The 19658-nt window shown below is 61.3% G+C and carries 24 protein-coding genes and 1 tRNA gene; 4 read left to right on the forward strand and 21 right to left on the reverse strand.

Annotated features, from left to right (window positions below):
* Positions 1-13 precede the first annotated feature (13 nt).
* The 12 genes from nuoF to rpsO all read right to left on the reverse strand — a co-directional run bounded on the left by nuoF (position 14) and on the right by rpsO (position 9849).
* On the reverse strand, positions 14-1369 hold the full coding sequence (gene nuoF / locus ISS20_RS00120; RefSeq protein WP_291432661.1) for an NADH-quinone oxidoreductase subunit NuoF: 1356 nt from the start codon (positions 1367-1369) through the stop codon (positions 14-16).
* Entirely contained in the window at positions 1369-1857 is a 489-nt protein-coding gene (gene nuoE, locus ISS20_RS00125) for an NADH-quinone oxidoreductase subunit NuoE (RefSeq protein WP_291432662.1), read from the reverse strand. The genes nuoF and nuoE overlap by 1 nt, the downstream gene beginning before the upstream one ends.
* On the reverse strand, positions 1854-3107 hold the full coding sequence (locus tag ISS20_RS00130) for an NADH-quinone oxidoreductase subunit D (RefSeq protein ID WP_291432663.1): 1254 nt from the start codon (positions 3105-3107) through the stop codon (positions 1854-1856). The genes nuoE and ISS20_RS00130 overlap by 4 nt, the downstream gene beginning before the upstream one ends.
* Before the next feature lie 27 nt (positions 3108-3134).
* Positions 3135-3743: an NADH-quinone oxidoreductase subunit C gene (locus ISS20_RS00135; RefSeq protein ID WP_291432664.1), complete on the reverse strand. Its 609-nt coding sequence runs from the start codon at positions 3741-3743 to the stop codon at positions 3135-3137.
* Between the two features lie 10 nt (positions 3744-3753).
* The gene (locus tag ISS20_RS00140; RefSeq protein WP_007849129.1) at positions 3754-4233 is read right to left on the reverse strand and encodes an NADH-quinone oxidoreductase subunit B family protein; all 480 of its coding nucleotides are present in this window, start codon (positions 4231-4233) and stop codon (positions 3754-3756) included.
* Positions 4234-4257: 24 nt separating this feature from the next.
* Complete coding sequence (locus ISS20_RS00145) at positions 4258-4617, reverse strand: NADH-quinone oxidoreductase subunit A (protein ID WP_056061547.1); 360 nt, start codon at positions 4615-4617, stop codon at positions 4258-4260.
* A 73-nt stretch (positions 4618-4690) separates the two neighbouring features.
* Positions 4691-4775: transfer RNA gene (locus tag ISS20_RS00150), tRNA-Leu, on the reverse strand.
* 114 nt (positions 4776-4889) lie between these two features.
* The gene (gene secG, locus ISS20_RS00155) at positions 4890-5255 is read right to left on the reverse strand and encodes a preprotein translocase subunit SecG (RefSeq protein WP_291432665.1); all 366 of its coding nucleotides are present in this window, start codon (positions 5253-5255) and stop codon (positions 4890-4892) included.
* 42 nt (positions 5256-5297) lie between these two features.
* Positions 5298-6047 carry a triose-phosphate isomerase gene (gene tpiA / locus ISS20_RS00160; protein ID WP_291432666.1) on the reverse strand — a complete coding sequence of 250 codons (750 nt, stop codon included), beginning with the start codon at positions 6045-6047 and terminating at the stop codon, positions 5298-5300.
* Between the two features lie 2 nt (positions 6048-6049).
* The gene (locus ISS20_RS00165; protein WP_291432740.1) at positions 6050-7036 is read right to left on the reverse strand and encodes an NAD(P)H-quinone oxidoreductase; all 987 of its coding nucleotides are present in this window, start codon (positions 7034-7036) and stop codon (positions 6050-6052) included.
* Positions 7037-7131: 95 nt separating this feature from the next.
* Positions 7132-9375: a polyribonucleotide nucleotidyltransferase gene (pnp, locus tag ISS20_RS00170; protein WP_291432667.1), complete on the reverse strand. Its 2244-nt coding sequence runs from the start codon at positions 9373-9375 to the stop codon at positions 7132-7134.
* Between the two features lie 207 nt (positions 9376-9582).
* Positions 9583-9849, reverse strand: a complete 267-nt coding sequence (gene rpsO, locus ISS20_RS00175) for a 30S ribosomal protein S15 (protein ID WP_005793232.1) — start codon at positions 9847-9849, stop codon at positions 9583-9585.
* Between the two features lie 330 nt (positions 9850-10179).
* Between rpsO and ISS20_RS00180 the strand changes: the two genes are divergently transcribed.
* On the forward strand, positions 10180-10482 hold the full coding sequence (locus ISS20_RS00180; protein WP_291432668.1) for a hypothetical protein: 303 nt from the start codon (positions 10180-10182) through the stop codon (positions 10480-10482).
* A 90-nt stretch (positions 10483-10572) separates the two neighbouring features.
* On the opposite strand, the gene ISS20_RS00185 is transcribed toward ISS20_RS00180, so the two are convergent.
* A complete protein-coding gene (locus ISS20_RS00185) occupies positions 10573-11049 on the reverse strand; it encodes a molybdenum cofactor biosynthesis protein MoaE (RefSeq protein ID WP_291432669.1) in 477 nt (158 codons plus the stop codon).
* A 48-nt stretch (positions 11050-11097) separates the two neighbouring features.
* Complete coding sequence (locus tag ISS20_RS00190; RefSeq protein WP_291432670.1) at positions 11098-11328, reverse strand: hypothetical protein; 231 nt, start codon at positions 11326-11328, stop codon at positions 11098-11100.
* Between the two features lie 88 nt (positions 11329-11416).
* Between ISS20_RS00190 and ISS20_RS00195 the strand changes: the two genes are divergently transcribed.
* From ISS20_RS00195 to dapA, 3 genes are all read left to right on the forward strand, one after another.
* The gene (locus ISS20_RS00195) at positions 11417-11671 is read left to right on the forward strand and encodes a hypothetical protein (protein ID WP_291432671.1); all 255 of its coding nucleotides are present in this window, start codon (positions 11417-11419) and stop codon (positions 11669-11671) included.
* Between the two features lie 9 nt (positions 11672-11680).
* Complete coding sequence (locus tag ISS20_RS00200; protein WP_291432672.1) at positions 11681-12040, forward strand: hypothetical protein; 360 nt, start codon at positions 11681-11683, stop codon at positions 12038-12040.
* Positions 12041-12305: 265 nt separating this feature from the next.
* Positions 12306-13193 carry a 4-hydroxy-tetrahydrodipicolinate synthase gene (dapA, locus tag ISS20_RS00205; RefSeq protein WP_291432673.1) on the forward strand — a complete coding sequence of 296 codons (888 nt, stop codon included), beginning with the start codon at positions 12306-12308 and terminating at the stop codon, positions 13191-13193.
* Here the strand turns inward: dapA and moaD are convergent.
* The 7 genes from moaD to ISS20_RS00240 form a co-directional block, all read right to left on the reverse strand.
* Positions 13180-13431 (reverse strand): molybdopterin converting factor subunit 1, encoded by a 252-nt coding sequence (gene moaD / locus ISS20_RS00210; RefSeq protein WP_291432674.1) that lies wholly within the window; start codon positions 13429-13431, stop codon positions 13180-13182. The genes dapA and moaD overlap by 14 nt on opposite strands.
* A complete protein-coding gene (glp, locus tag ISS20_RS00215; RefSeq protein WP_291432675.1) occupies positions 13428-14669 on the reverse strand; it encodes a gephyrin-like molybdotransferase Glp in 1242 nt (413 codons plus the stop codon). Before glp ends, moaD begins: the two co-directional genes overlap by 4 nt.
* Positions 14654-15223: a molybdopterin-guanine dinucleotide biosynthesis protein B gene (mobB, locus tag ISS20_RS00220; protein WP_291432676.1), complete on the reverse strand. Its 570-nt coding sequence runs from the start codon at positions 15221-15223 to the stop codon at positions 14654-14656. Before mobB ends, glp begins: the two co-directional genes overlap by 16 nt.
* A gap of 145 nt (positions 15224-15368) precedes the next feature.
* Positions 15369-16814, reverse strand: a complete 1446-nt coding sequence (thrC, locus tag ISS20_RS00225; protein WP_291432677.1) for a threonine synthase — start codon at positions 16812-16814, stop codon at positions 15369-15371.
* 39 nt (positions 16815-16853) lie between these two features.
* Entirely contained in the window at positions 16854-17168 is a 315-nt protein-coding gene (locus ISS20_RS00230; RefSeq protein WP_291432678.1) for a response regulator, read from the reverse strand.
* A gap of 35 nt (positions 17169-17203) precedes the next feature.
* Positions 17204-18538, reverse strand: coding sequence for a homoserine dehydrogenase (locus ISS20_RS00235; protein WP_291432679.1), 1335 nt, complete (start codon positions 18536-18538; stop codon positions 17204-17206).
* A gap of 72 nt (positions 18539-18610) precedes the next feature.
* Positions 18611-19639: a DUF1176 domain-containing protein gene (locus ISS20_RS00240; RefSeq protein WP_291432680.1), complete on the reverse strand. Its 1029-nt coding sequence runs from the start codon at positions 19637-19639 to the stop codon at positions 18611-18613.
* Between the last annotated feature and the right edge of the window lie 19 nt (positions 19640-19658).

Consider the following 19658-nt stretch of genomic DNA (forward strand, 5'->3'; position numbering starts at 1 on the left):
TGTTCTCTCGCGATCAGACGGAAGTCGCGGCCTGCGGGGCCTTGTTCCGGATCAGTGCCTCAAACTCGGGACGGAAGTGTTTGATCATGGCGCGCACCGGCATAGCTGCAGCATCGCCCAACGCACAGATGGTGCGCCCCTGAATGTTGTCCGCCACCGAATTGAGCAAATCAAGATCACCTTCGCGGCCCTGACCATGCTGGATACGATCAATAACTCGCCACATCCAACCTGTGCCCTCGCGGCAAGGCGTGCATTGGCCGCAGGATTCGTGCGAATAGAAATACGACAGACGCAGCAGGCTTTCGACCATGCTCCGGGAATCGTCCATGACGATCACTGCGCCCGACCCCAGCATGGAGCCAGCTTTGGCGATGGAGTCATAGTCCATCGTGCACTCCATGATGACGGATGCAGGCAAGACAGGCGCTGACGAGCCACCAGGGATCACCGCCTTGAGCTGACGGCCTTTGCGCACACCACCGGCCAACTCCAGCAGCTTGGCGAATGGCGTGCCGAGGGGCACCTCGTAGTTGCCAGGCTTCTCTACGTCACCAGACACCGAGAAGATCTTGGTGCCGCCGTTGTTGGGCTTGCCACACTCCAGGTACGCCGCGCCGCCATTGCGAATGATCCACGGCACAGCAGCAAAGGTTTCCGTGTTGTTGATCGTGGTTGGCTTGCCATAGAGGCCAAAGCTGGCCGGAAACGGCGGCTTGAAACGGGGCTGCCCCTTCTTGCCCTCCAGCGATTCGAGCAATGCAGTTTCTTCACCGCAAATGTAGGCGCCGAAACCATGGGCTGCGTGCAGCTGAAAACTGAAACTGCCACCCAGGATATTGTCACCCAGGTAGCCCGCCGCACGCGCTTCTTCCAACGCGGCCTCGAAACGTTCGTAGGTCTGGAAGATCTCGCCGTGGATGTAGTTGTAACCCACAGAAATACCCATCGCGTAGGCAGCGATGATCATGCCTTCTATGACGATATGCGGATTGAACTGCAGGATGTCGCGGTCCTTGCAGGTACCAGGCTCGCCTTCGTCGGAATTGCACACCAAATACTTCTGACCTGGGAAGGAGCGGGGCATGAAGCTCCACTTGAGGCCCGTAGGAAAGCCCGCACCACCGCGGCCACGCAGGCCGGACTCCTTGACAGTGGCAATGACCTGATCTTGAGTGAGACCGTCACTGCCATCTTTACCCAGGATGCGACGGAGCGCCTGATAGCCACCACGCGCTTCATAATCCTTGATGCTCCAATTGCTGCCGTTCAGGTCCGCATAAATCTGCGGATTGATATGACGGTCATGGAAACAGGTCTGAACGCCCGTTGCCTGGAACTGGGAGAGTATTTGTGCTGCCGTGGTCATCACTGACCCTCCGAAGCCCGAAGGCCGTCGACAAGCTGGTCGAGCTTGTCGTTGTCCATGAAGCTGCACATCGTGCGATCGTTCACCAGCATCACCGGGGCATCAGCGCAGGCGCCCAGGCATTCGCATTGCTGCAGAGTAAACAGACCATCAGGCGTGGTCTCACCCATCGAGACACCCAGCTTCTTTTCGAGATGATTCAGCGCCTTTTGCCCGTCGCGCAACTGGCAAGGCAAGTTGGTACAAACGTTGAGCTTGTACTTGCCCACAGGTTGCTGGTTGTACATGTTGTAGAAGGTCGTGACTTCGTGCACAGCGATCTGCGCCATGCCCAGATAGTCGGCGATCACTGCTTCGCTCTCAGCGCTGACATAGCCCTGCTCTTGCTGAACGATGGACAAGCACGCCATCACCGCAGACTGTTTTTGGTCCGCAGGGTACTTGGCCACTTCGCGCGCAAACCGCGCCTTGGTCGCTTCGGTAATCATCGGTCAATCTCTCCGAACACGATATCCATGGTGCCAATGATGGCGACAGCGTCCGCGATCATGTGGCCACGCGCCATTTCGTCGAGCGTGGCCAAGTGCGCAAAACCTGGCGCGCGGATCTTGAGACGATACGGCTTGTTAGCGCCATCGCTCACCAGATAGATGCCGAACTCGCCCTTGGGGTGTTCCACGGCCGCGTAGGCTTCCCCTTCTGGCACGTGGAAACCTTCCGTGAAGAGCTTGAAATGGTGGATCAGCTCCTCCATGTTCGACTTCATGGATTCACGTGCGGGCGCAGCCACCTTGTGGTTGTCGGTAATCACCGGACCAGGATTGGCCCTGAGCCAGTCCACACATTGCTTGATGATGCGATTGGACTCGCGCATTTCCTGCACGCGCACCAGATAGCGGTCGTAGCAGTCCCCTGTCTTGCCCACCGGCACATCGAAATCCACACGGTCGTATACATCGTACGGCTGTGTCTTGCGCAGGTCCCAGGCGATACCCGAGCCGCGGAGCATAGGCCCGGTCATGCCGAGGTTCAAGGCCCGTTCAGGCGGCACTACGCCGATGCCCACAGTACGCTGCTTCCAGATACGGTTGTCAGTGAGCAGTGTTTCGTATTCATCCACACAGCCCGGGAAACGCTGGGTGAAATCATCAATGAAGTCCAGCAGAGACCCTTGGCGATTCTGGTTCAGGGCCTCCAGCGCCTTGGCATTCTTGATCTTGCTGACCTTGTACTGCGGCATGCTGTCAGGCAGATCGCGGTAAACACCACCCGGACGGAAGTAGGCCGCATGCATGCGCGCGCCAGAAACCGCCTCGTACATGTCAAACAGGTCTTCCCGCTCGCGGAAGGTGTAGATCAGAATGGTGGAACTGCCGCAGTCATTGCCATGAGAGCCAAGCCACATCAGATGGTTGAGCAAGCGCGTGATCTCGGAGAACATCACGCGGATGTACTGCGCGCGCAACGGCACTTCCAGGCCCAACAGTTTCTCGATGGCCAGACAGTAGGCGTGCTCATTGCACATCATCGACACGTAGTCCAGCCGGTCCATGTAGGGCAGCGACTGGATATAGGTCTTGTGCTCGGCGAGCTTTTCAGTGGCGCGATGGAGCAGACCGATGTGCGGGTCAGCGCGTTGCACGACCTCGCCGTCCAACTCCAGCACCAGTCGCAACACGCCGTGCGCCGCAGGGTGCTGCGGACCAAAGTTCAGGGAATAGTTCTTGATTTCAGCCATGATGAATCACATGAGGCGCGGGGCGGCTCAGTGCAGGCCTCCGTACTTGTCTTCGCGGATGATGCGGGGCGTGATTTCACGCGGCTCGATGGACACAGGCTCATACACCACGCGGCGCTGCTCGGCGTCGTAACGCATTTCGACATGACCGGACAATGGGAAATCCTTGCGGAAAGGGTGTCCAATAAATCCGTAGTCCGTGAGAATGCGGCGCAGGTCGTTATGACCATCAAACACGATGCCAAACAGATCGAAGGCTTCGCGTTCGTACCAGTTGGCCGCATTCCACAAATCAGCTACCGAGGAAACGACCGGGAAATCATCGTCCTGGCAGAACACCTTGACGCGCACCCGCTGGTTGAGGCTGACCGACAACAGGTGCGACACCACACAGTAGCGGGCACCCTCGTGGACTGCATCGCCATACGCAGAATAGTCGACACCGCACAAATCGATCAACTGCTCAAAACGGCAACCTTCAGAATCGCGCAACAAGCGCATCGCATCCAGATAGTCCGCAGCAGCGACCACCACGGTGACCTCATCAAGAGCGACCGAAATCTGGCGCACTTTGGCACCCAGTGCCGCAGAGATATTGTCCTTGAGCCTCTCAGGCCGAATGGCAACAGCTGTCATCATCAACCCTTCAGACGCGAGCAATGGTGTTGGTGCGGCGAATCTTCTGCTGCAGCTGGATGATCCCGTAGATCAAAGCTTCTGCCGTTGGAGGACAGCCTGGCACATAGACATCCACCGGCACGATGCGGTCACAACCGCGCACCACCGAATAGCTGTAGTGGTAGTAACCACCGCCATTGGCACACGAACCCATCGACAAGACCCAGCGCGGCTCGGACATCTGGTCGTACACCTTGCGCAGTGCTGGAGCCATCTTGTTGCACAGCGTGCCGGCCACGATCATCAGGTCGGACTGGCGGGGACTGGCACGGAATACTTCCGCACCAAAACGGCCAATGTCATACCGGGCAGCCGCAGCGTGCATCATCTCGACAGCACAGCAGGCCAGACCAAACGTCATCGGCCACAAGGAACCTGTCTTGGCCCAATTCACCACAGAGTCATAGCTCGTGGTGATGAAGCCTTCCTTCATCACGCCTTCAATCATTGCATTGTCCTTGTTGAAGTCCGCTCATTCCCAATCCAGGGCACCCTTTTTCCATTCGTAGGCAAAACCCACGACCAGGATGGCCAGGAAAATCACGACCGCCACAAAACCAGCCACCCCCACCTCGTGCAGCGTCACCGCCCACGGGAAAAGGAATGCGATTTCGAGGTCGAACAGAATGAAGAGAATGGCCACGAGGTAGTAACGCACATCGAATTTCATGCGCGCATCCTCGAAGGCTTCAAAGCCACATTCGTAGGGGGAGTTCTTTGCGGCATCCGGGCGATTGGGACCCAGTATGTAGCCGAGTACGAGGGGGACAACGCCTACGGCGATGCCGACCAAGATGAACAAAAGGACGGGGAGGTACTGATCGAGGTTCATCTTGAGGATGTGCTCACCGCTGTGGCCTTGCCCGTCAGGACCCAAGCCGGGTCATGCAGGCAGGCCTTTGTTTTGGTGCCGTCGGCGAGACTCGAACTCGCACAGCTTTCGCCACTACCCCCTCAAGATAGCGTGTCTACCAATTTCACCACGACGGCTGATTTTTGCATCTGGATGGCATGAGGAACCTTGCGGCTTTGGCTTTCCAGACAATCCGGAATTCTACTCCGGAAAAACCCTGCTTCGGCCCTCTGGGCCGAAATTCAGTTCAATTATTTGGTCGGGATCTGCGCGGCGCCCGAGGCAGGAACAGCAGGCACGACAACCGCCTCAGAAGCAGGCGCGCCAGCAGGCACCGCAGCGGCAGGCGTTTCCAGAACGCTACCCGAACTGGCGGGACGAGCATTGCCAAAGTAGGCCAACGCCAGCGTAGAAACAAAGAACACCGCAGCCAACACCGCCGTGGTACGGGACAAGAAATTGGCACTGCCACTGGCGCCAAAGAGGCTGCCCGAGCTGCCGCTACCGAAGGCTGCACCCATGTCGGCACCCTTGCCATGCTGGATCAAGATTAGGCCGATCATGACCAGGGCCGCCAACATCTGCACCGCCAAAATCACATTCACGATAACGTTCATTCTCTATTCACTCCTGATTGAATTGTTTGACTCGCAGCCGCCTCAACGGGCGGCCGCAATGATTTGTAGAAAGTCAGGCGCCTTCAGCGAAGCACCACCGACCAGGCCACCGTCGATATCGGGCTGCGCCAGCAACTGCGCCGCATTGGCGGCATTCATGCTGCCGCCATACAGCAACCGAATGCGGTCTGCATGCTCGCTCGCCGCAGCAAGCTGGGTGCGCAGCACTCCATGCACCGCTTGCGCCTGCTCCGGCGATGCAGTACGCCCCGTGCCAATCGCCCATACAGGCTCATACGCCACCACAATCTCGCTGATGCAATGGCCGTTGAGATGAATCACCGCTGCGAGCTGCCGCTTGACCACGGCTTCGGTGAGCCCTGCCTCGCGCTCTTGCAATGTCTCCCCCACGCAGACCACAGGAGTTACACCCGCCGCCAATGCGCGCTGCGCCTTCTCGGCCACCACCACGTCCGTCTCGCCGTGGTACTGGCGGCGCTCGGAGTGCCCCACTAATGCGTAACGCACGCCGAAATCCTTCAGCATGGCCACCGACACCTCACCGGTATAGGCGCCCACCTCATGGCAAGACACATCCTGTGCCGCCACCGCAATGGTGGTGCCTGCCGTGAGTGCTTGTACCTGCGCCATATACGGCATGGGCACTGCGACGGCCACATCACAAGCCACATCCGCCACGCCTGCAATCAACGCCTTCAGCAATGCCTCGTTGGCAGCCAGACTGCCGTTCATCTTCCAGTTGCCTGCGATGAGTTTTTTCTTGTTGCTCATGATTACCACGTCAAAACAATCTTGCCGATGTGCTGGTTGGATTCCATCAATGCATGGGCCTGGGCAGCATTCGCGGCAGCAAACGTGCTGTGGATGACCGGGCGCACCTTGCCCGTTGCCAGCAGGGGCCAAACACGCTCGCGCAGCGCCCGGGCAATCGCCCCCTTGAAAGCCACAGGACGCGGACGCAACGTAGACCCCGTGATGGTGAGCCGCTTGCGCAGCACCAGACCTGCATTGAAACCGCTCTGCACCCCCCCTTGCACGGCGATGATGACGATACGGCCATCCTCCGCCAGGCATTCCACCTCGCGAGCGACATAGTCGCCGGCGACCATGTCGAGCACCACGTCAACACCATGCCCCTCGGTAATTCGCTTCGCCTCGGCCACAAAGTCCTGCGACTTGTAGTTGATGGCGTGATGCGCTCCCAGTGCCAGGCAAGCCGCACACTTGTCATCGCTGCCAGCGGTGGCAATCACAGTAGCACCGAAGGCGCGAGCCAGCTGGATGGCGGTCACGCCAATCCCGCTCGTACCGCCCTGTACCAGCAGCGCTTCCCCTGACTGCAACCGCGCACGGTCAAACACATTGCTCCACACCGTGAAGAACGTCTCTGGAAGTGATGCAGCCTCCACGTCACTGAAACCATCAGGCACCGGCAGACACTGCACAACCGGCGCCACACACCACTGCGCATAGCCACCGCCTGCCACCAACGCGCAAACACGGTCACCCACACGGATACCCGCCTCCGCCATGGCCGACGCATCGCCCGACTCAACCACCCCTGCCACCTCCAAGCCCGGAAGATCGGAGGTCCCGGGCGGCGGCGCATAGTGTCCCAATCGTTGCAAGACATCGGGGCGATTGATGCCACTGGCCGCAACGCGGATCAGCAGCTCACCCGCACCCGCCACGGGCACCGGGCGCTCACCCAGACGCAGCACTTCAGGCCCACCAAAAGATGTGATCTCGACAGCATGCATAACGGGTTTCACCGGAGAGGGATTGAGATGATTTAGGCCGCCAGCGCATGATTTACATGCACCAGCAGCTACCAAATCAATAGCAGATCAACGATTTAGCCGTTCACCTGAGCAGACGCACCATCTGCAGGCAAGTCCTGCTGCTGTTGCTGCTCTGCGGGATGACGTCCGCCATCGCGGCCATGGTCGCGGCGTGGTTCGCGATCACCACGCTCTGCGGGCGCAGGACGGTCGCTGCCACCGGCGGGACGATCGGCCAGCACCTTCATGGACAGCTTCACGCGGCCCTTTTCATCGGTTTCCATGACCTTGACCTTCACGATCTGGCCTTCGGTCAAGTAGTCGGACACCTTCTCGACGCGCTCGTGGGCGATCTGGCTGATGTGCAGCAGACCATCCTTGCCGGGCAGCAGGTTGATCAGCGCGCCAAAGTCAAGGATCTTGGTCACAGGGCCTTCGTAGATCTTGCCGATCTCGACTTCTGCCGTGATCTGCTCGATGCGCTTCTTGGCTTCGTCGGCCTTGGCAGCGTCGGTGGCTGCAATGGTGATGGTGCCATCTTCCTCGATGTTGATCTGGCAGCCGGTTTCTTCGGTCAGCGCGCGGATCACAGCGCCGCCCTTGCCGATCACATCACGGATCTTTTCGGGGTTGATCTTCATGGTGTACAACTTGGGTGCGAAGTTCGACACTTCGGTCTTGGCTTCACCCATGGCCTCTTGCATCTTGCCCAGGATGTGCATGCGCGCTTCCTTGGCCTGGGCCAGCGCCACCTGCATGATTTCCTTGGTGATGCCCTGAATCTTGATGTCCATCTGCAGCGCCGTGATACCGCCAGTGGTACCCGCCACCTTGAAGTCCATGTCACCCAGGTGATCTTCGTCACCCAGGATGTCAGTCAGCACGGCGAAACGGTTGGCGTCCTTGATCAGGCCCATGGCAATACCGGCCACATGCGCCTTCATAGGCACGCCAGCGTCCATCAGCGATAGGCAGCCGCCGCAGACAGAAGCCATCGACGAGGAGCCATTGGACTCAGTGATTTCGGACACCACACGCATGGTGTAGGGGAACTCTTCCTTGGTAGGCAGCACAGCCACCAGAGCGCGCTTGGCCAGACGGCCGTGGCCGATTTCGCGGCGCTTGGTCGAACCCATGCGGCCCACTTCGCCAGTGGCAAAGGGAGGCATGTTGTAGTGCATCATGAAGCGGTCTTCATACTCACCGGCCAGCGCATCGATGCGCTGCGCATCGCGCTCGGTGCCCAGCGTGGTCACGACCAGCGCCTGGGTTTCTCCACGCGTGAACAGGGCCGAGCCGTGGGCACGGGGCAGCACGCTGTTGCGGATCTCGATGGGACGCACAGTGCGCGTGTCGCGGCCGTCGATGCGGGGCTCGCCAGCCAGGATCTGGCTGCGCACGATACCGGCTTCGATGTCGAACAACATGCCCTCGACCTTGACGGAGTCGAACTCCACGCCACCGGCCTTGAGGCCGGCCATCACAGCGGCGTAGGCCTCGCGGCAGGCCTGGGTGCGTGCTTGCTTGTTGCGGATCTGGTAAGCAGCGCGCAGCTTGTCGTCGGCCAGGGCCACCACCTTGGAGATGAGGGCTTCGTCCTTGGCAGGCGCTTCCCATTGCCACACAGGCTTACCGGCATCGCGCACCAGTTCGTGGATGGCGTTGATGGCCACGTTGCCCTGCTCGTGACCGAACACCACGGCACCCAGCATGATTTCTTCGGACAGTTGCTGGGCTTCAGATTCGACCATCAGCACTGCGGCTTGGGTACCAGCCACCACCAGATCCATCTGCGAGTTCTTGCGCGCAGTCTGGCCGGGGTTGAGCACGTATTCACCGTTGATATAACCCACGCGTGCGGCACCGATGGGGCCGTTGAACGGAATGCCCGAGATGGCCAGGGCTGCGCTGGTAGCGATCAGCGCTGCGATGTCAGCGTCCACTTCGGGGTTCAGCGACACCGTGTGGATGACCACATGCACTTCGTTGAAGAAACCTTCGGGGAACAGCGGACGGATGGGGCGGTCGATCAGGCGGCTGGTCAGGGTTTCGTGCTCGCTGGGCTTGGCTTCGCGCTTGAAGAAGCTGCCAGGGATCTTGCCGGCGGCGTAGGTCTTCTCGATGTAATCCACCGTCAGGGGGAAGAAGTCCTGGCCGGGCTTGGCCGACTTGGAAGCCACCACGGTGGCCAGCACCACGGTGTCGTCAATGTTCACCAGCACGGCGCCGGAGGCCTGGCGGGCGATCTCGCCCGTTTCCATGATGACGGTCTTGTCACCCCACTGGAAGGTCTTGGTGACTTTGTTGAAAATACTCATGTTCAGCTCCTATTTTGATAGCTGGTAGCGCTCTACCAGATTGTCTTGGAGGGCAATTCAGAACACGATGCCATTCCAGGGAACCTGCGCACCAATCCATGGCGGCAACTTCATTGGAATGACACAGCTTCGCTCCGTTTTGCGACTCCGAAGTAAAAAACGCCTGAGCTAGCGGACTAACCCAGGCGTTTTCGCATGCAATGAAAATTACTTGCGCAGACCCAACTTGGCGATCAGCGCGGTGTAACGGTCAGCGTCCTTGGCCTTCAGATAGTCCAGCAGCTTGCGACGACGGCTCACCATGCGCAGCAGGCCACGACGACCATGGTGGTCCTTGGCGTGCGTCTTGAAGTGGGGAGTCAGTTCGTTGATGCGAGCGGTCAGCAGGGCCACTTGCACTTCTGGGCTACCAGTGTCATTGGCAGCACGGGCGTTCGCCTTGACGACTTCGGCCTTGATGGAGGATGCGATCATGTTTTTTCCTTGAATGTGATCTGCCGCAAGCGGAAGACCATGGTTTTACTTGCGCCAGCAGCTGGAACGGCCGCGAGCGTGCGTCTTGCACCATGCAAAACCTTCGGATTATAACCCGACCCCCGATTCATACACAGTCCGGTCACTGACGCTGCGCTTGTACGACCGTACGAGCCCCATCGTGAGCGACCTGGCGCGGGCAGTGTCGCGCAATTCTCACAGTGGTGCACATCGCAGGATGCGCATGCAGACGCCGGCGCGGGCAGCGGTAGGGCGCTTTAAGATGACCAGACTCCGCTCCAGCCGACTCAATGCACCGGAAAACTCGCCATGCCATTTCCTCTTCTGCAACAGCTCGCCCCCAAAACCACCCTTCGCACTTGGACAGCGCCTCTGCTTTGGCTCACTCTGGCGCTATGTCTTGCACAACTGCCCGAGGCGGGGCATGCCGCCAGCCAGAATTCAACCCAAAGTGTCCACGGCGAATTCAGCAAAAAGAAAAAATCCACCAAGGTGAAACAAGAACGAAGCGCCTCTGAGGAAAGCCGCTCAGATCGTGATCGCCGACTCTATCGGGAGTGCAAGGGCCGCGCCAATGCGGGCGCATGCCTGGGGTATACGCAAAAACCTTGAGTCAACGCGCCACCACGCACCCACAAGCTGGCTGAGGGGCCTCGCACTTTCCTGAAAGTCTATGTGCCCCACTTGGGGATGCCCCCAAGTTCAGGCATTTACTGCTGTGATCCCCCACCGCGCCAGCGCTGCATCGTCGCTCACCCGGGCATCCACCCAGCGGGAGCCTTGGGGAGTTTGTTCCTTTTTCCAGAATGGCGCCTGGGTCTTGAGATAGTCCATCAAGAACTCGCAGACCTGAAAGCTCTGTCCCCGGTGGGCACTGGTCACCGCCACCAGAACGATCTGGTCGAGTGGCAGCAGCAGTCCCACGCGATGGATCACGCGGGCACCAAAAATATCGAAGCGCCGAAAGGCCTCGTCCACCATGGCTTCGATGGATTTTTCGGTCATGCCGGGGTAATGCTCCAACTCCATGGAAGACACCAGGTCACCGTCGTTGCGATCGCGGACCGTGCCTACAAAGCTGCAGACAGCACCCACACCCTTGTTCTCGCGACGCAAGGCAGCGATTTCGGTGGACAGGTCAAAGTCCTCGGTCTGGATGGAAACGCGGGGCAAGGTCATGACAAATAGCTCTCAGCAGGGAGTGTGGAGTTCAGACAGGAAGGCACGTCAGGGCGAACGATGCAGCCGTGGCGCGGCCAGCAGGGCGCGCTCTTCTTCGACCACCTTGTTCAGCTGCGCCAGTGCGGGCGATGGGGGTAATTGGGTCAGCAATGCCTGCAGGCGCGTAACGTCGCCCACGGTGGGTGCCACCTTGATCTGAGCAATGGCGGCAGGCAGGTTGCCGCCCCGGACCAGCGCCAGCACCTTGGCGGGCCATTCACTTTTGTTGCGTGCCATAGATTGGTAAAAACGTTTGTCTGTACGATTCGCCCGCACTGTACCCGCATGCGATCCTGGACGCGATCTTCCAAGCCCCCAAAGCCCCATGGCCACACAAACGATTCAGACCGACCTCTACAAGCTCTACCCATCCCCGCGCAACACGGTCCGCGATGTGTTCGAGCACCAGGTCTTCGTACCCCACCCCTACGCCATCATTGACCTGGATGTGATGGAACTGGCTGGCAAAACAACGCTGTTTGGCGCTTGCCGCCTGTCGGACATGAAAATGGGACAGGTGGTGACCTTCGAGCAGGCCTCCGATCAGGCCAGGTTCGAGCGGCTGTTCACCCCCGACTGAACCCACCCCATGGACGACGACAACCAGATCCACGTGCCGCCCTCCTTCATGGCGGTGTACACCGACGCACGAGGTCGCCTGACGGAAAAGGCGGACGGCGTGCGCGCCCGCTACGAGCTGTGCGAAGACCTGGCGGGCCACCTGGTGGAGCACGCGCAGACGCTGTACCACGTGCAGGCGCCTTCCGAAGCGGAGATCCTGAGGCGCATCCACGCCGGACTGTGCACCGCGGAATCCGGCGTGTCGGTGCCAGAGGCCACTTGGATCGTCACTCGCCTGGCCGAACTGCTGGTGTGGCCATGCCCTGAGCTGGTGCCGCCCCAGCCTGAACCTCCATACGATGCGGCCCAGTCACCGCTGGCAGGCTGACCACCTTTGGAACACAGAGGGCGTCTCGCTATACTGCGCCCCATGCCTACGCACACCCTCTTTGCCATGACCGCCGCTTCTGCGGTGGCATTGCAGTGCGTGGTCAAAGCCAAAAAACCCCAGCTCATCTGACCGGAGCTGTGTGGTTCCGTCCCGGATGAGCGACGGAACCCCTTGGCAAAAACTCCCCTTTTTGACTCCAGGCTTTTCGCGCGCGCACCTGTGACGGTTCTTCCCTTGGTCGAACCTCGAAAGGATGCTTCGCATGCCCACATTCTCTGCCTCCCCCACCCCGTTCCGGGGTCTCTGGATTCCACTGGTCACCCCGTTTCACGACGGCGCCGTGGACCACCCCGCACTCACCAAGCTGACCAAGACCCTCGCCGACCAGGGCATCGCGGGCTTTGTGGCCTGTGGCTCCACCGGCGAAGCCGCTGCGCTCGACAAGGCCGAGCAGCTGGCCGTGCTGGAGACTGCGCTGGGAGCCTCCCAAGGGCTGCCGGTGGTGATGGGGCTGTCTGGCTACCACCTGGGCCACACGCTGGAATGGGTGCACACCCTGGCGCAGTACCCCTTGGCAGGGCTGCTGGTGCCTGCGCCGCACTATATCCGCCCGTCGCAAGAGGGCTTGTTGCAGTGGTTCCGAACCTTGGCCGATGCCAGCGCCGCCCCGCTGATCGTCTACGACATTCCCTACCGCACGGGCGCCACGCTGGCCACCGACACTCTGCTCGCGCTGGCAGAGCACCCGCGTATCCGAGCCATCAAGGACTGCGGAGGCAACATAGCCAAGACCCAGGCGCTGATCGCAGATGGGCGTCTGGCGGTGCTGGCGGGCGAAGACGCGCAGATGTTCGCCACCCTGGCCCTGGGCGGCGATGGCGCCATTGCCGCCAGCGCGCACTGGCAGGCGCCGCGTTTTGTGGAACTGATGGAGCTGCTGCGCGCGGGTCACCTGCCCGAGGCCCGCCGCGTGTGGCAAACCTTGTTGCCGTGGATAGAGACATGCTTCGCTGAGCCCAACCCAGCGCCGCTGAAGGCCGCATTGGCACACGCGGGCTGGATGCGCAATGAATTGCGCGCTCCGATGATGGCGGCCTCTGCCACCTTGGCGCAGCGCCTGCAAACCCTGCTCGGGCTCAACCTCCGGTAACTGGAGGGAAGAAAGCCACCTCGGCCCCATCGGCCAGGGTGGCGGACTCATCACTCAAGGTCTGATTGAGCGCCATGCGCACGGCCCGGCCCCGCGCAAGACTGCTGGCATAGTCCCCACCGCGCGCGATCAGCTCATCACGCAAGGCACCCAGCGTGATGGCAGCGGTTTCGACCGCCTCGCTGCCTTGCCCAATGGCCTCACGGATCGAGGCGAAGTAGCGCACAGAAACCTTCATCCCAGCAACTCCGAAAACGCAATGAACCGCACCACATCGCCCGGTGCAATCGTCTGGCCCGCCGGATTGTCCACCACCCCATCGCCCCAGGCGGCCGAGGTGAGCACGCCCGAACTCTGGTTGTCGAACAGGTCCAGCCCGCCCGCCGCGTTGTGCCGCACGCGCAGAAATTCGCGGCGTTTATCGGCCTTGGGCCAGATGAAATCAGCACGAACAGCGATGGATTGAGGATCCACGTCCTGCACACCCTGCAGCCGCAGCACAAAGGGCCGCACCAGGAGTGCAAACGTCAGAAAGCTCGACACAGGATTGCCAGGCAAGCCCATGAAATGGGCGGCGCCAATGCGGCCATAGGCAAACGGCTTGCCGGGCTTCATCGCGATCTGCCACAGGTCCAGCGTGCCCAGCGTCTCCACAGCGGGCTTGATGTGGTCTTCCTCACCCACGCTCACGCCGCCGCTGGTCAGAATCAGGTCGTGTGCGCTGCTGGCTTGGCGCAGGGCGTCGACGGTGGCATCGCGCCGGTCAGGCACGATACCAAAGTCGGTCACCTCGCAGCCCAGGCGCATCAGCATGGCACGCAAAAAGAAGCGGTTGCTGTTGTAGATGGCGCCGGGGCGCATCTGCTCGGGCGGGACTTCGCCGGGCATGACCAGTTCATCGCCCGTGGAGAACAGCGCCACGCGCGGGCGGCGCGCAACCTGCAGCTGGTGCTGGCCGATGCTGGCAGCCAGCCCCAGTTCTGCAGGGGTGAGGCGCGTGCCCGCCGACAGCACCACCGCACCCCGGGTGATGTCCTCGCCCGCGCTTCGGATCCATTGGCCCACTTTGGGCACAGCATTGATACGCACTGACCCCAGGCCATCAGTAGCAGCAAGGGCTTCACAGTCTTCCTGCATCAGGATCGCGTCGGCGCCTGCAGGCACTGGCGCGCCAGTGAAGATGCGCGCCGTCGTGCCTGGCCGCAGCGGGTCGCCCGCACTGCCTGCAGGAATGCGCTGCGACACAGGCAACACCACCCCCGCCGCAGCTACATCGGCGCAGCGCACGGCATAGCCATCCATCGAGCTGTTGTCCTGTGGTGGCACTTGCAAGGCAGACACGCAGCTTTGCGCCAGCACGCGGCCGTCGGCATCAAAGGTGGTGACGGTGTCCACGCCTGGCAACGGCTGGACTTGCGCCAGCAGGTCCGCCAGCGCTTCGTCCAGCGGCTTCAGGGGCTTCATTGCGGGGCGCATGGAAGCAGCCCCCCGTGCAGTTCCCAGTTGTATTCAAAGCGCTGCTCGTACTGGATAAGCCAGTCCACCACCTGGTCGGGTGCGTTCAGGTCCAGCAAGGGCAATTGCGTGGGGACCGGCAGGCTCTCGGCGGCGTCGGTGGCCACGGCAACCACAAAATCGTCTTCTGGGTAACGCACGGGCTTTGCCACTTGCCCCGGCTCGGGTGCTCGCCATACCTCGATCTTGAGCAGGTCGCTGTCCTTGAAACCCTCCACCAGCACCCAGTCCACGCCCTGGTACAGCTCGGCCAGCAGGTGGTGAACGCTGAGCGTGGCGGGCTGCTCGAACTCGCGCACCAGCATCAGGCGCTTGTCCGATGCCGCGACCACCTCGAAAGCCCCCGCCTCGCGGTGGCGGTAGGTGTCCTTGCCAGGGTGGTCCACATCAAAACTGTGGTGAGCATGCTTGACCACCGACACTCGCAGGCCCCGCAGCCGCAGCGCGGGGATCAACTGCTCGACCAGCGTGGTCTTGCCACTGCCGGAAAACCCGGCAAAACCGACAACCTTCATCCACTGCTCCTTGATTAGCTATGTAATTTATAGCTTTAAGTGCATACCAGACTAGCGCCCGGGGCAATATTGACCACAAAACGTCCCTGTCCTGGCCCGCCAGGCATCTGCCGGCCGCTCACGCGGACAGGCAGGTACCGACCGTTCACCCCAGTGCTGCAGGGGAGCAATGGCGTTCGATGTAGGCCTTGACCAGGTCCACGTCGGCGGGCATCACCTGTACACGCTTGGGCAGGTCTTCGATGCCTGCAAACTTGGCGGGCCGCTCGGGCGCATGGCCCAGCGCTTCCACAATGGTTTCAGCAAACTTGATGGGCAGCGCCGTCTCCAGCACGATCATCGGCACGTTGGGGTCTTGGTGGTGCTCCAGGGCCACCTTCACCCCGTCAGCGGTGTGGGTGTCGATGGTCACGCCATGGCGCTGATAGTTGTCGCGGATGGTGGCCAGGCGGTCGGCGTGGGTGCTCTTGCCACTTTCAAAACCGTATTTGGTGGCGGCATCGGCAAACAGCGGCTCTGCGCTCAGGTCAAAGCGGCCATAGGTTTGCAATGCGGCGCTGAACAAGGCCTTGGTACGTTGGCCGTTGCGGCCCAGCAGGTCGAAAATGAAACGCTCGAAGTTGCTGGCCTTGCTGATGTCCATCGAGGGGCTGGACGTTTCGTGCGTGTCTGCACTGCTGCGCACGCGGTACACGCCGGTGCGGAAGAACTCGTCGAGCACGTCGTTCTCGTTGGTGGCCACCACCAGCTTGGCAATGGGCAGACCCATCATGCGCGCCACATGGCCCGCGCACACGTTGCCGAAGTTGCCCGATGGCACCGTGAAGCTCACCTTCTGGTCATTGGTCTCGGTGGCCTGGATGTAGCCTGCAAAGTAGTACACCACCTGCGCCAGCAGGCGCGCCCAGTTGATGGAGTTGACGGTGCCGATCTTGAACTTGCGCTTGAACTCCAGGTCGTTGGAGACGGCCTTGACGATGTCCTGGCAGTCGTCGAAAACGCCTTCGATGGCGATGTTGTGGATGTTCTCATCTTGCAGGCTGAACATCTGCGCCTGCTGGAAGGCGCTCATGCGGCCGTGCGGGCTGGTCATGAAGACACGAACGCCCTCTTTGCCGCGCATGGCGTATTCGGCGGCACTGCCGGTATCGCCACTGGTCGCGCCCAGGATGTTGAGCTGCTCGCCACGGCGCTTGAGCTCGTACTCGAACAGGTTGCCCAGCAGCTGCATGGCCATGTCCTTGAAGGCCAGCGTAGGGCCGTTGGACAGGGCTTCGAGCCAAAGGCTGTTTTCGAGGTGGCGCAGGGGCACGATCTCGCCCGTGCCAAACACTTCGGCGGTATATGTCTTGGCGCACAGTGCCTTCAAATCGGCAGCGGGGATGTCGTCGATGTACAGCGACAGGATCTGGAACGCCAGCTCGGCGTAGCCCTGCTCATGGTAGGCCTTGCGCAGGCGAGTGAGCATGGCGTCATCCACCTGGGGGTAGTGCTCGGGCAGGTACAGGCCGCCATCGGGCGCCAAGCCTTCGAGCAGAATGTCGCAGAACTGCTTGCGGTCTGCATGGCCGCGGGTGCTGAGGTACTTCATGAGGGGTTCCCGTCGGTATCTGTGAATGTTGTGAACTGGCTAAAAGCTGATGCCGTACACACGAATGTCAATGTAGAGACGCGAGGCGATCAGCAGGAAGAACCCGCCGATCAGAATGAGCCAGTGCAGTGCCCGGTCCTGGCGGGTATCGGTGTACTCCAGCAGCACAAAGTAAAGCCACGCAGCCACGAAGCTGACCACCCCGTTGAGGATCGCCTGCGTGCGCGACATGGACCCGAACAGGGCCAGTGCGACCAGCAGGCCAAACCAGAACGCCAGATGCCAGCGCGGCAAATCGACATGCGCCATCTTGAGCAGCGCCGACAGCGTCAGGGCGGCAACCAGTGTGGGCATGGCGGGGCAGCATCATGGCGCGGCGTAGCCCATCATCAGTTGAGCTCTTCCTTGCGAATGCGCGTGATGGGAGCCAGCACGGTAGGCAGTGCCTGCATCTGCGCAATGACGGCATCCATCGTGCCTTCGCGGGTGTCGTGGGTCAGAATGATGAGGTCGGTCTGGGTCGATCCTTCGCCTCCGACTTCGTCGGCTTCGCGCTGCAGCACGGCATCGATGCTCACGCCAGCCTCGGCCAGCAGGCCCGTGACCTTGGCCAGCACGCCGGCCTGGTCGGCCACGCGCAGGCGCAGGTAGTAGCTGGTGACCACTTCGCTCATGGGCAGCACGGGCAGCGCGTCCATGGCATCGCTCAGCGTCTGTGGCTGGAAGGCCAGGTGCGGCACGCGGTGCTCAGGGTCGGCCGTGTGCAGGCGGGCAATGTCCACCAGGTCGGCAATCACCGCGCTGGCGGTGGGCTCGGAACCCGCGCCCTTGCCGTAGTACAGCGTGGTGCCCACGGCATCGCCCTGAACCACAACGGCGTTCATCGCGCCTTCCACATTGGCGATGAGGCGCTTGGTCGGCACCAGGCTGGGGTGCACGCGCAACTCGACGCCCTTCTCGGCGCGCTTGGTGATGCCCAACAACTTGATTCGGTAACCGAGCTGCTCGGCGTACCTGATGTCGGCCGCGCCCAGCTTGGTGATGCCTTCCACATAGGCCTTGTCGAACTGCACCGGGATACCGAAGGCAATGGCGCTCATCAGCGTGACCTTGTGCGCGGCATCCACACCTTCGATGTCGAAGGTAGGGTCGGCTTCGGCGTAACCCAGGCGTTGGGCTTCCTTGAGCACCACATCAAAGTCCAGGCCCTTGTCGCGCATTTCGGACAAGATGAAGTTGGTGGTGCCGTTGATGATGCCGGCAATCCACTGGATGCGGTTGGCCGTGAGGCCTTCACGCAGCGCCTTGATGATGGGGATGCCACCGGCCACGGCAGCCTCGAAGGCCACCATCACGCCCTTGGCCGATGCGGCGGCAAAAATCTCGGTGCCATGCACGGCCAGCAGGGCCTTGTTGGCGGTGACCACATGCTTGCCCGCCGCGATGGCTTCGAGCACCAGTGCGCGGGCGATGCCGTAGCCGCCAATCAGCTCGATCACGATGTCGATATCAGGGTTGGCGATGATGGCTCGGGCGTCATTGACGACCTGGATGCCGTCACCCACCACCGCCTTGGCGCGCGCTACATCCAGGTCGGCCACCATGGTGATCTCGATGCCACGGCCAGCGCGGCGGCTGATCTCGTCCTGGTTGCGCTGCAACACGTTGAACACGCCGCTGCCGACGGTGCCGATGCCCAGAAGGCCTACTTGGATGGGTTTCATAGCAATGGGAAGAGAAAGAAAAACAATGATTCGGGAGGGACAAAGAAGGCGTTGTGTAGTGCAAAGGCTCCATCAGCGCGTCACGTAGCTCGGCAGCTGCCAGGCACCACCCGCAAAGCCACGGCACATCCCGTCGCCAGACTCGCCGCTCAGTACAAAGCCCTGGCCGTCGAACTGCCACTCGCGCACCCGCCAGCAGTCGCCAATGCCACGGCCCTTCATCGCGGAATGCACGGTGCCCGAGGCCGGATCGAAATCTCCATCCACGTCCTGCAAGGGCTCTGGCATATAGGGAGGGCGGTCGTTGGCCACCCACAGCAGGCTGCTGAAGTTGTAAGCCCCCATGCCACACGGCACAGACAGCAGCACCTTGCGCTCCGTCAGGCGATGGACCTGCACATTGGCGGGGTTGAAGGCATCGTCGCCAGTGCAATGACCCTCGGTGCTTGCGCGGTCCAGCGCAGCGACCAGCGGCTTGGCCAGCGCGGCATCTGCCTTGCGAGCGGGCAACGGGATCACGGCCTTGAACACTGGGGCCGGCAAGGGCGACAGCACCGAAGCCTCGGGCTTCGTACCCTTGCGCACCAGTGCACCTGGTGTGCCGACCCGGCCCTGGGCCTCGTCCATCTTGAGCAGCACGGCAGTGGCCCCTGCCAGTGACAGGACCCATCGGTCCTTACCAGCGGCCACGGTGGCCTCTTCGTTCTTGAGCAGCTCTTGCAGCAGGCGGGGCACTTGCGCTGCGGGCACGCGGGGTGTGTCACCCTTGAGTCCCTGCAACGACAGTGCGCCCACCTTGAGGTGCAGTGAGTCTGGGGAGGCCTTCTCGGTGGACACCTGCAGGTCCACCAGCACCGGTGTATCAGGCCCCGCATCGCGGGTCAGCCGCAGGGAGACCGGCTCAGACTCACCGCTCCCCGACTGGTAGCCCACGGCTCTGCAAGTGCGGGTGTTGTCACATTGCAGGGCCCAGTCATTGTGCTGGAAGCTGACGGGCTCCTTGCCTTTGTCGGCAGCCTGCACGGGGCCGTGAAACCCCGTCACCACAAGCACACAGGCAACGACTTGCCGGGCCAGATCGAAAGTGGTGGGGCTGCGCATGGTGCGTGTCGCCTTGTAT

The organism is Acidovorax sp. (genome assembly GCF_016783915.1).
GTDB lineage: Bacteria > Pseudomonadota > Gammaproteobacteria > Burkholderiales > Burkholderiaceae_C > Acidovorax.

Coding starts and splice junctions, on each gene's coding strand:
- nuoF (WP_291432661.1), bottom strand. CDS start 1,369: ATGACCACGGCAGCACAAATACTCTCCCAGTTCCAGGCAACGGGCGTT.
- nuoE (WP_291432662.1), bottom strand. CDS start 1,857: ATGATTACCGAAGCGACCAAGGCGCGGTTTGCGCGCGAAGTGGCCAAG.
- ISS20_RS00130 (WP_291432663.1), bottom strand. CDS start 3,107: ATGGCTGAAATCAAGAACTATTCCCTGAACTTTGGTCCGCAGCACCCT.
- ISS20_RS00135 (WP_291432664.1), bottom strand. CDS start 3,743: ATGACAGCTGTTGCCATTCGGCCTGAGAGGCTCAAGGACAATATCTCT.
- ISS20_RS00140 (WP_007849129.1), bottom strand. CDS start 4,233: ATGATTGAAGGCGTGATGAAGGAAGGCTTCATCACCACGAGCTATGAC.
- ISS20_RS00145 (WP_056061547.1), bottom strand. CDS start 4,617: ATGAACCTCGATCAGTACCTCCCCGTCCTTTTGTTCATCTTGGTCGGC.
- secG (WP_291432665.1), bottom strand. CDS start 5,255: ATGAACGTTATCGTGAATGTGATTTTGGCGGTGCAGATGTTGGCGGCC.
- tpiA (WP_291432666.1), bottom strand. CDS start 6,047: ATGAGCAACAAGAAAAAACTCATCGCAGGCAACTGGAAGATGAACGGC.
- ISS20_RS00165 (WP_291432740.1), bottom strand. CDS start 7,036: ATGCATGCTGTCGAGATCACATCTTTTGGTGGGCCTGAAGTGCTGCGT.
- pnp (WP_291432667.1), bottom strand. CDS start 9,375: ATGAGTATTTTCAACAAAGTCACCAAGACCTTCCAGTGGGGTGACAAG.
- rpsO (WP_005793232.1), bottom strand. CDS start 9,849: ATGATCGCATCCTCCATCAAGGCCGAAGTCGTCAAGGCGAACGCCCGT.
- ISS20_RS00180 (WP_291432668.1), top strand. CDS start 10,180: ATGCCATTTCCTCTTCTGCAACAGCTCGCCCCCAAAACCACCCTTCGC.
- ISS20_RS00185 (WP_291432669.1), bottom strand. CDS start 11,049: ATGACCTTGCCCCGCGTTTCCATCCAGACCGAGGACTTTGACCTGTCC.
- ISS20_RS00190 (WP_291432670.1), bottom strand. CDS start 11,328: ATGGCACGCAACAAAAGTGAATGGCCCGCCAAGGTGCTGGCGCTGGTC.
- ISS20_RS00195 (WP_291432671.1), top strand. CDS start 11,417: ATGGCCACACAAACGATTCAGACCGACCTCTACAAGCTCTACCCATCC.
- ISS20_RS00200 (WP_291432672.1), top strand. CDS start 11,681: ATGGACGACGACAACCAGATCCACGTGCCGCCCTCCTTCATGGCGGTG.
- dapA (WP_291432673.1), top strand. CDS start 12,306: ATGCCCACATTCTCTGCCTCCCCCACCCCGTTCCGGGGTCTCTGGATT.
- moaD (WP_291432674.1), bottom strand. CDS start 13,431: ATGAAGGTTTCTGTGCGCTACTTCGCCTCGATCCGTGAGGCCATTGGG.
- glp (WP_291432675.1), bottom strand. CDS start 14,669: ATGCGCCCCGCAATGAAGCCCCTGAAGCCGCTGGACGAAGCGCTGGCG.
- mobB (WP_291432676.1), bottom strand. CDS start 15,223: ATGAAGGTTGTCGGTTTTGCCGGGTTTTCCGGCAGTGGCAAGACCACG.
- thrC (WP_291432677.1), bottom strand. CDS start 16,814: ATGAAGTACCTCAGCACCCGCGGCCATGCAGACCGCAAGCAGTTCTGC.
- ISS20_RS00230 (WP_291432678.1), bottom strand. CDS start 17,168: ATGCCCACACTGGTTGCCGCCCTGACGCTGTCGGCGCTGCTCAAGATG.
- ISS20_RS00235 (WP_291432679.1), bottom strand. CDS start 18,538: ATGAAACCCATCCAAGTAGGCCTTCTGGGCATCGGCACCGTCGGCAGC.
- ISS20_RS00240 (WP_291432680.1), bottom strand. CDS start 19,639: ATGCGCAGCCCCACCACTTTCGATCTGGCCCGGCAAGTCGTTGCCTGT.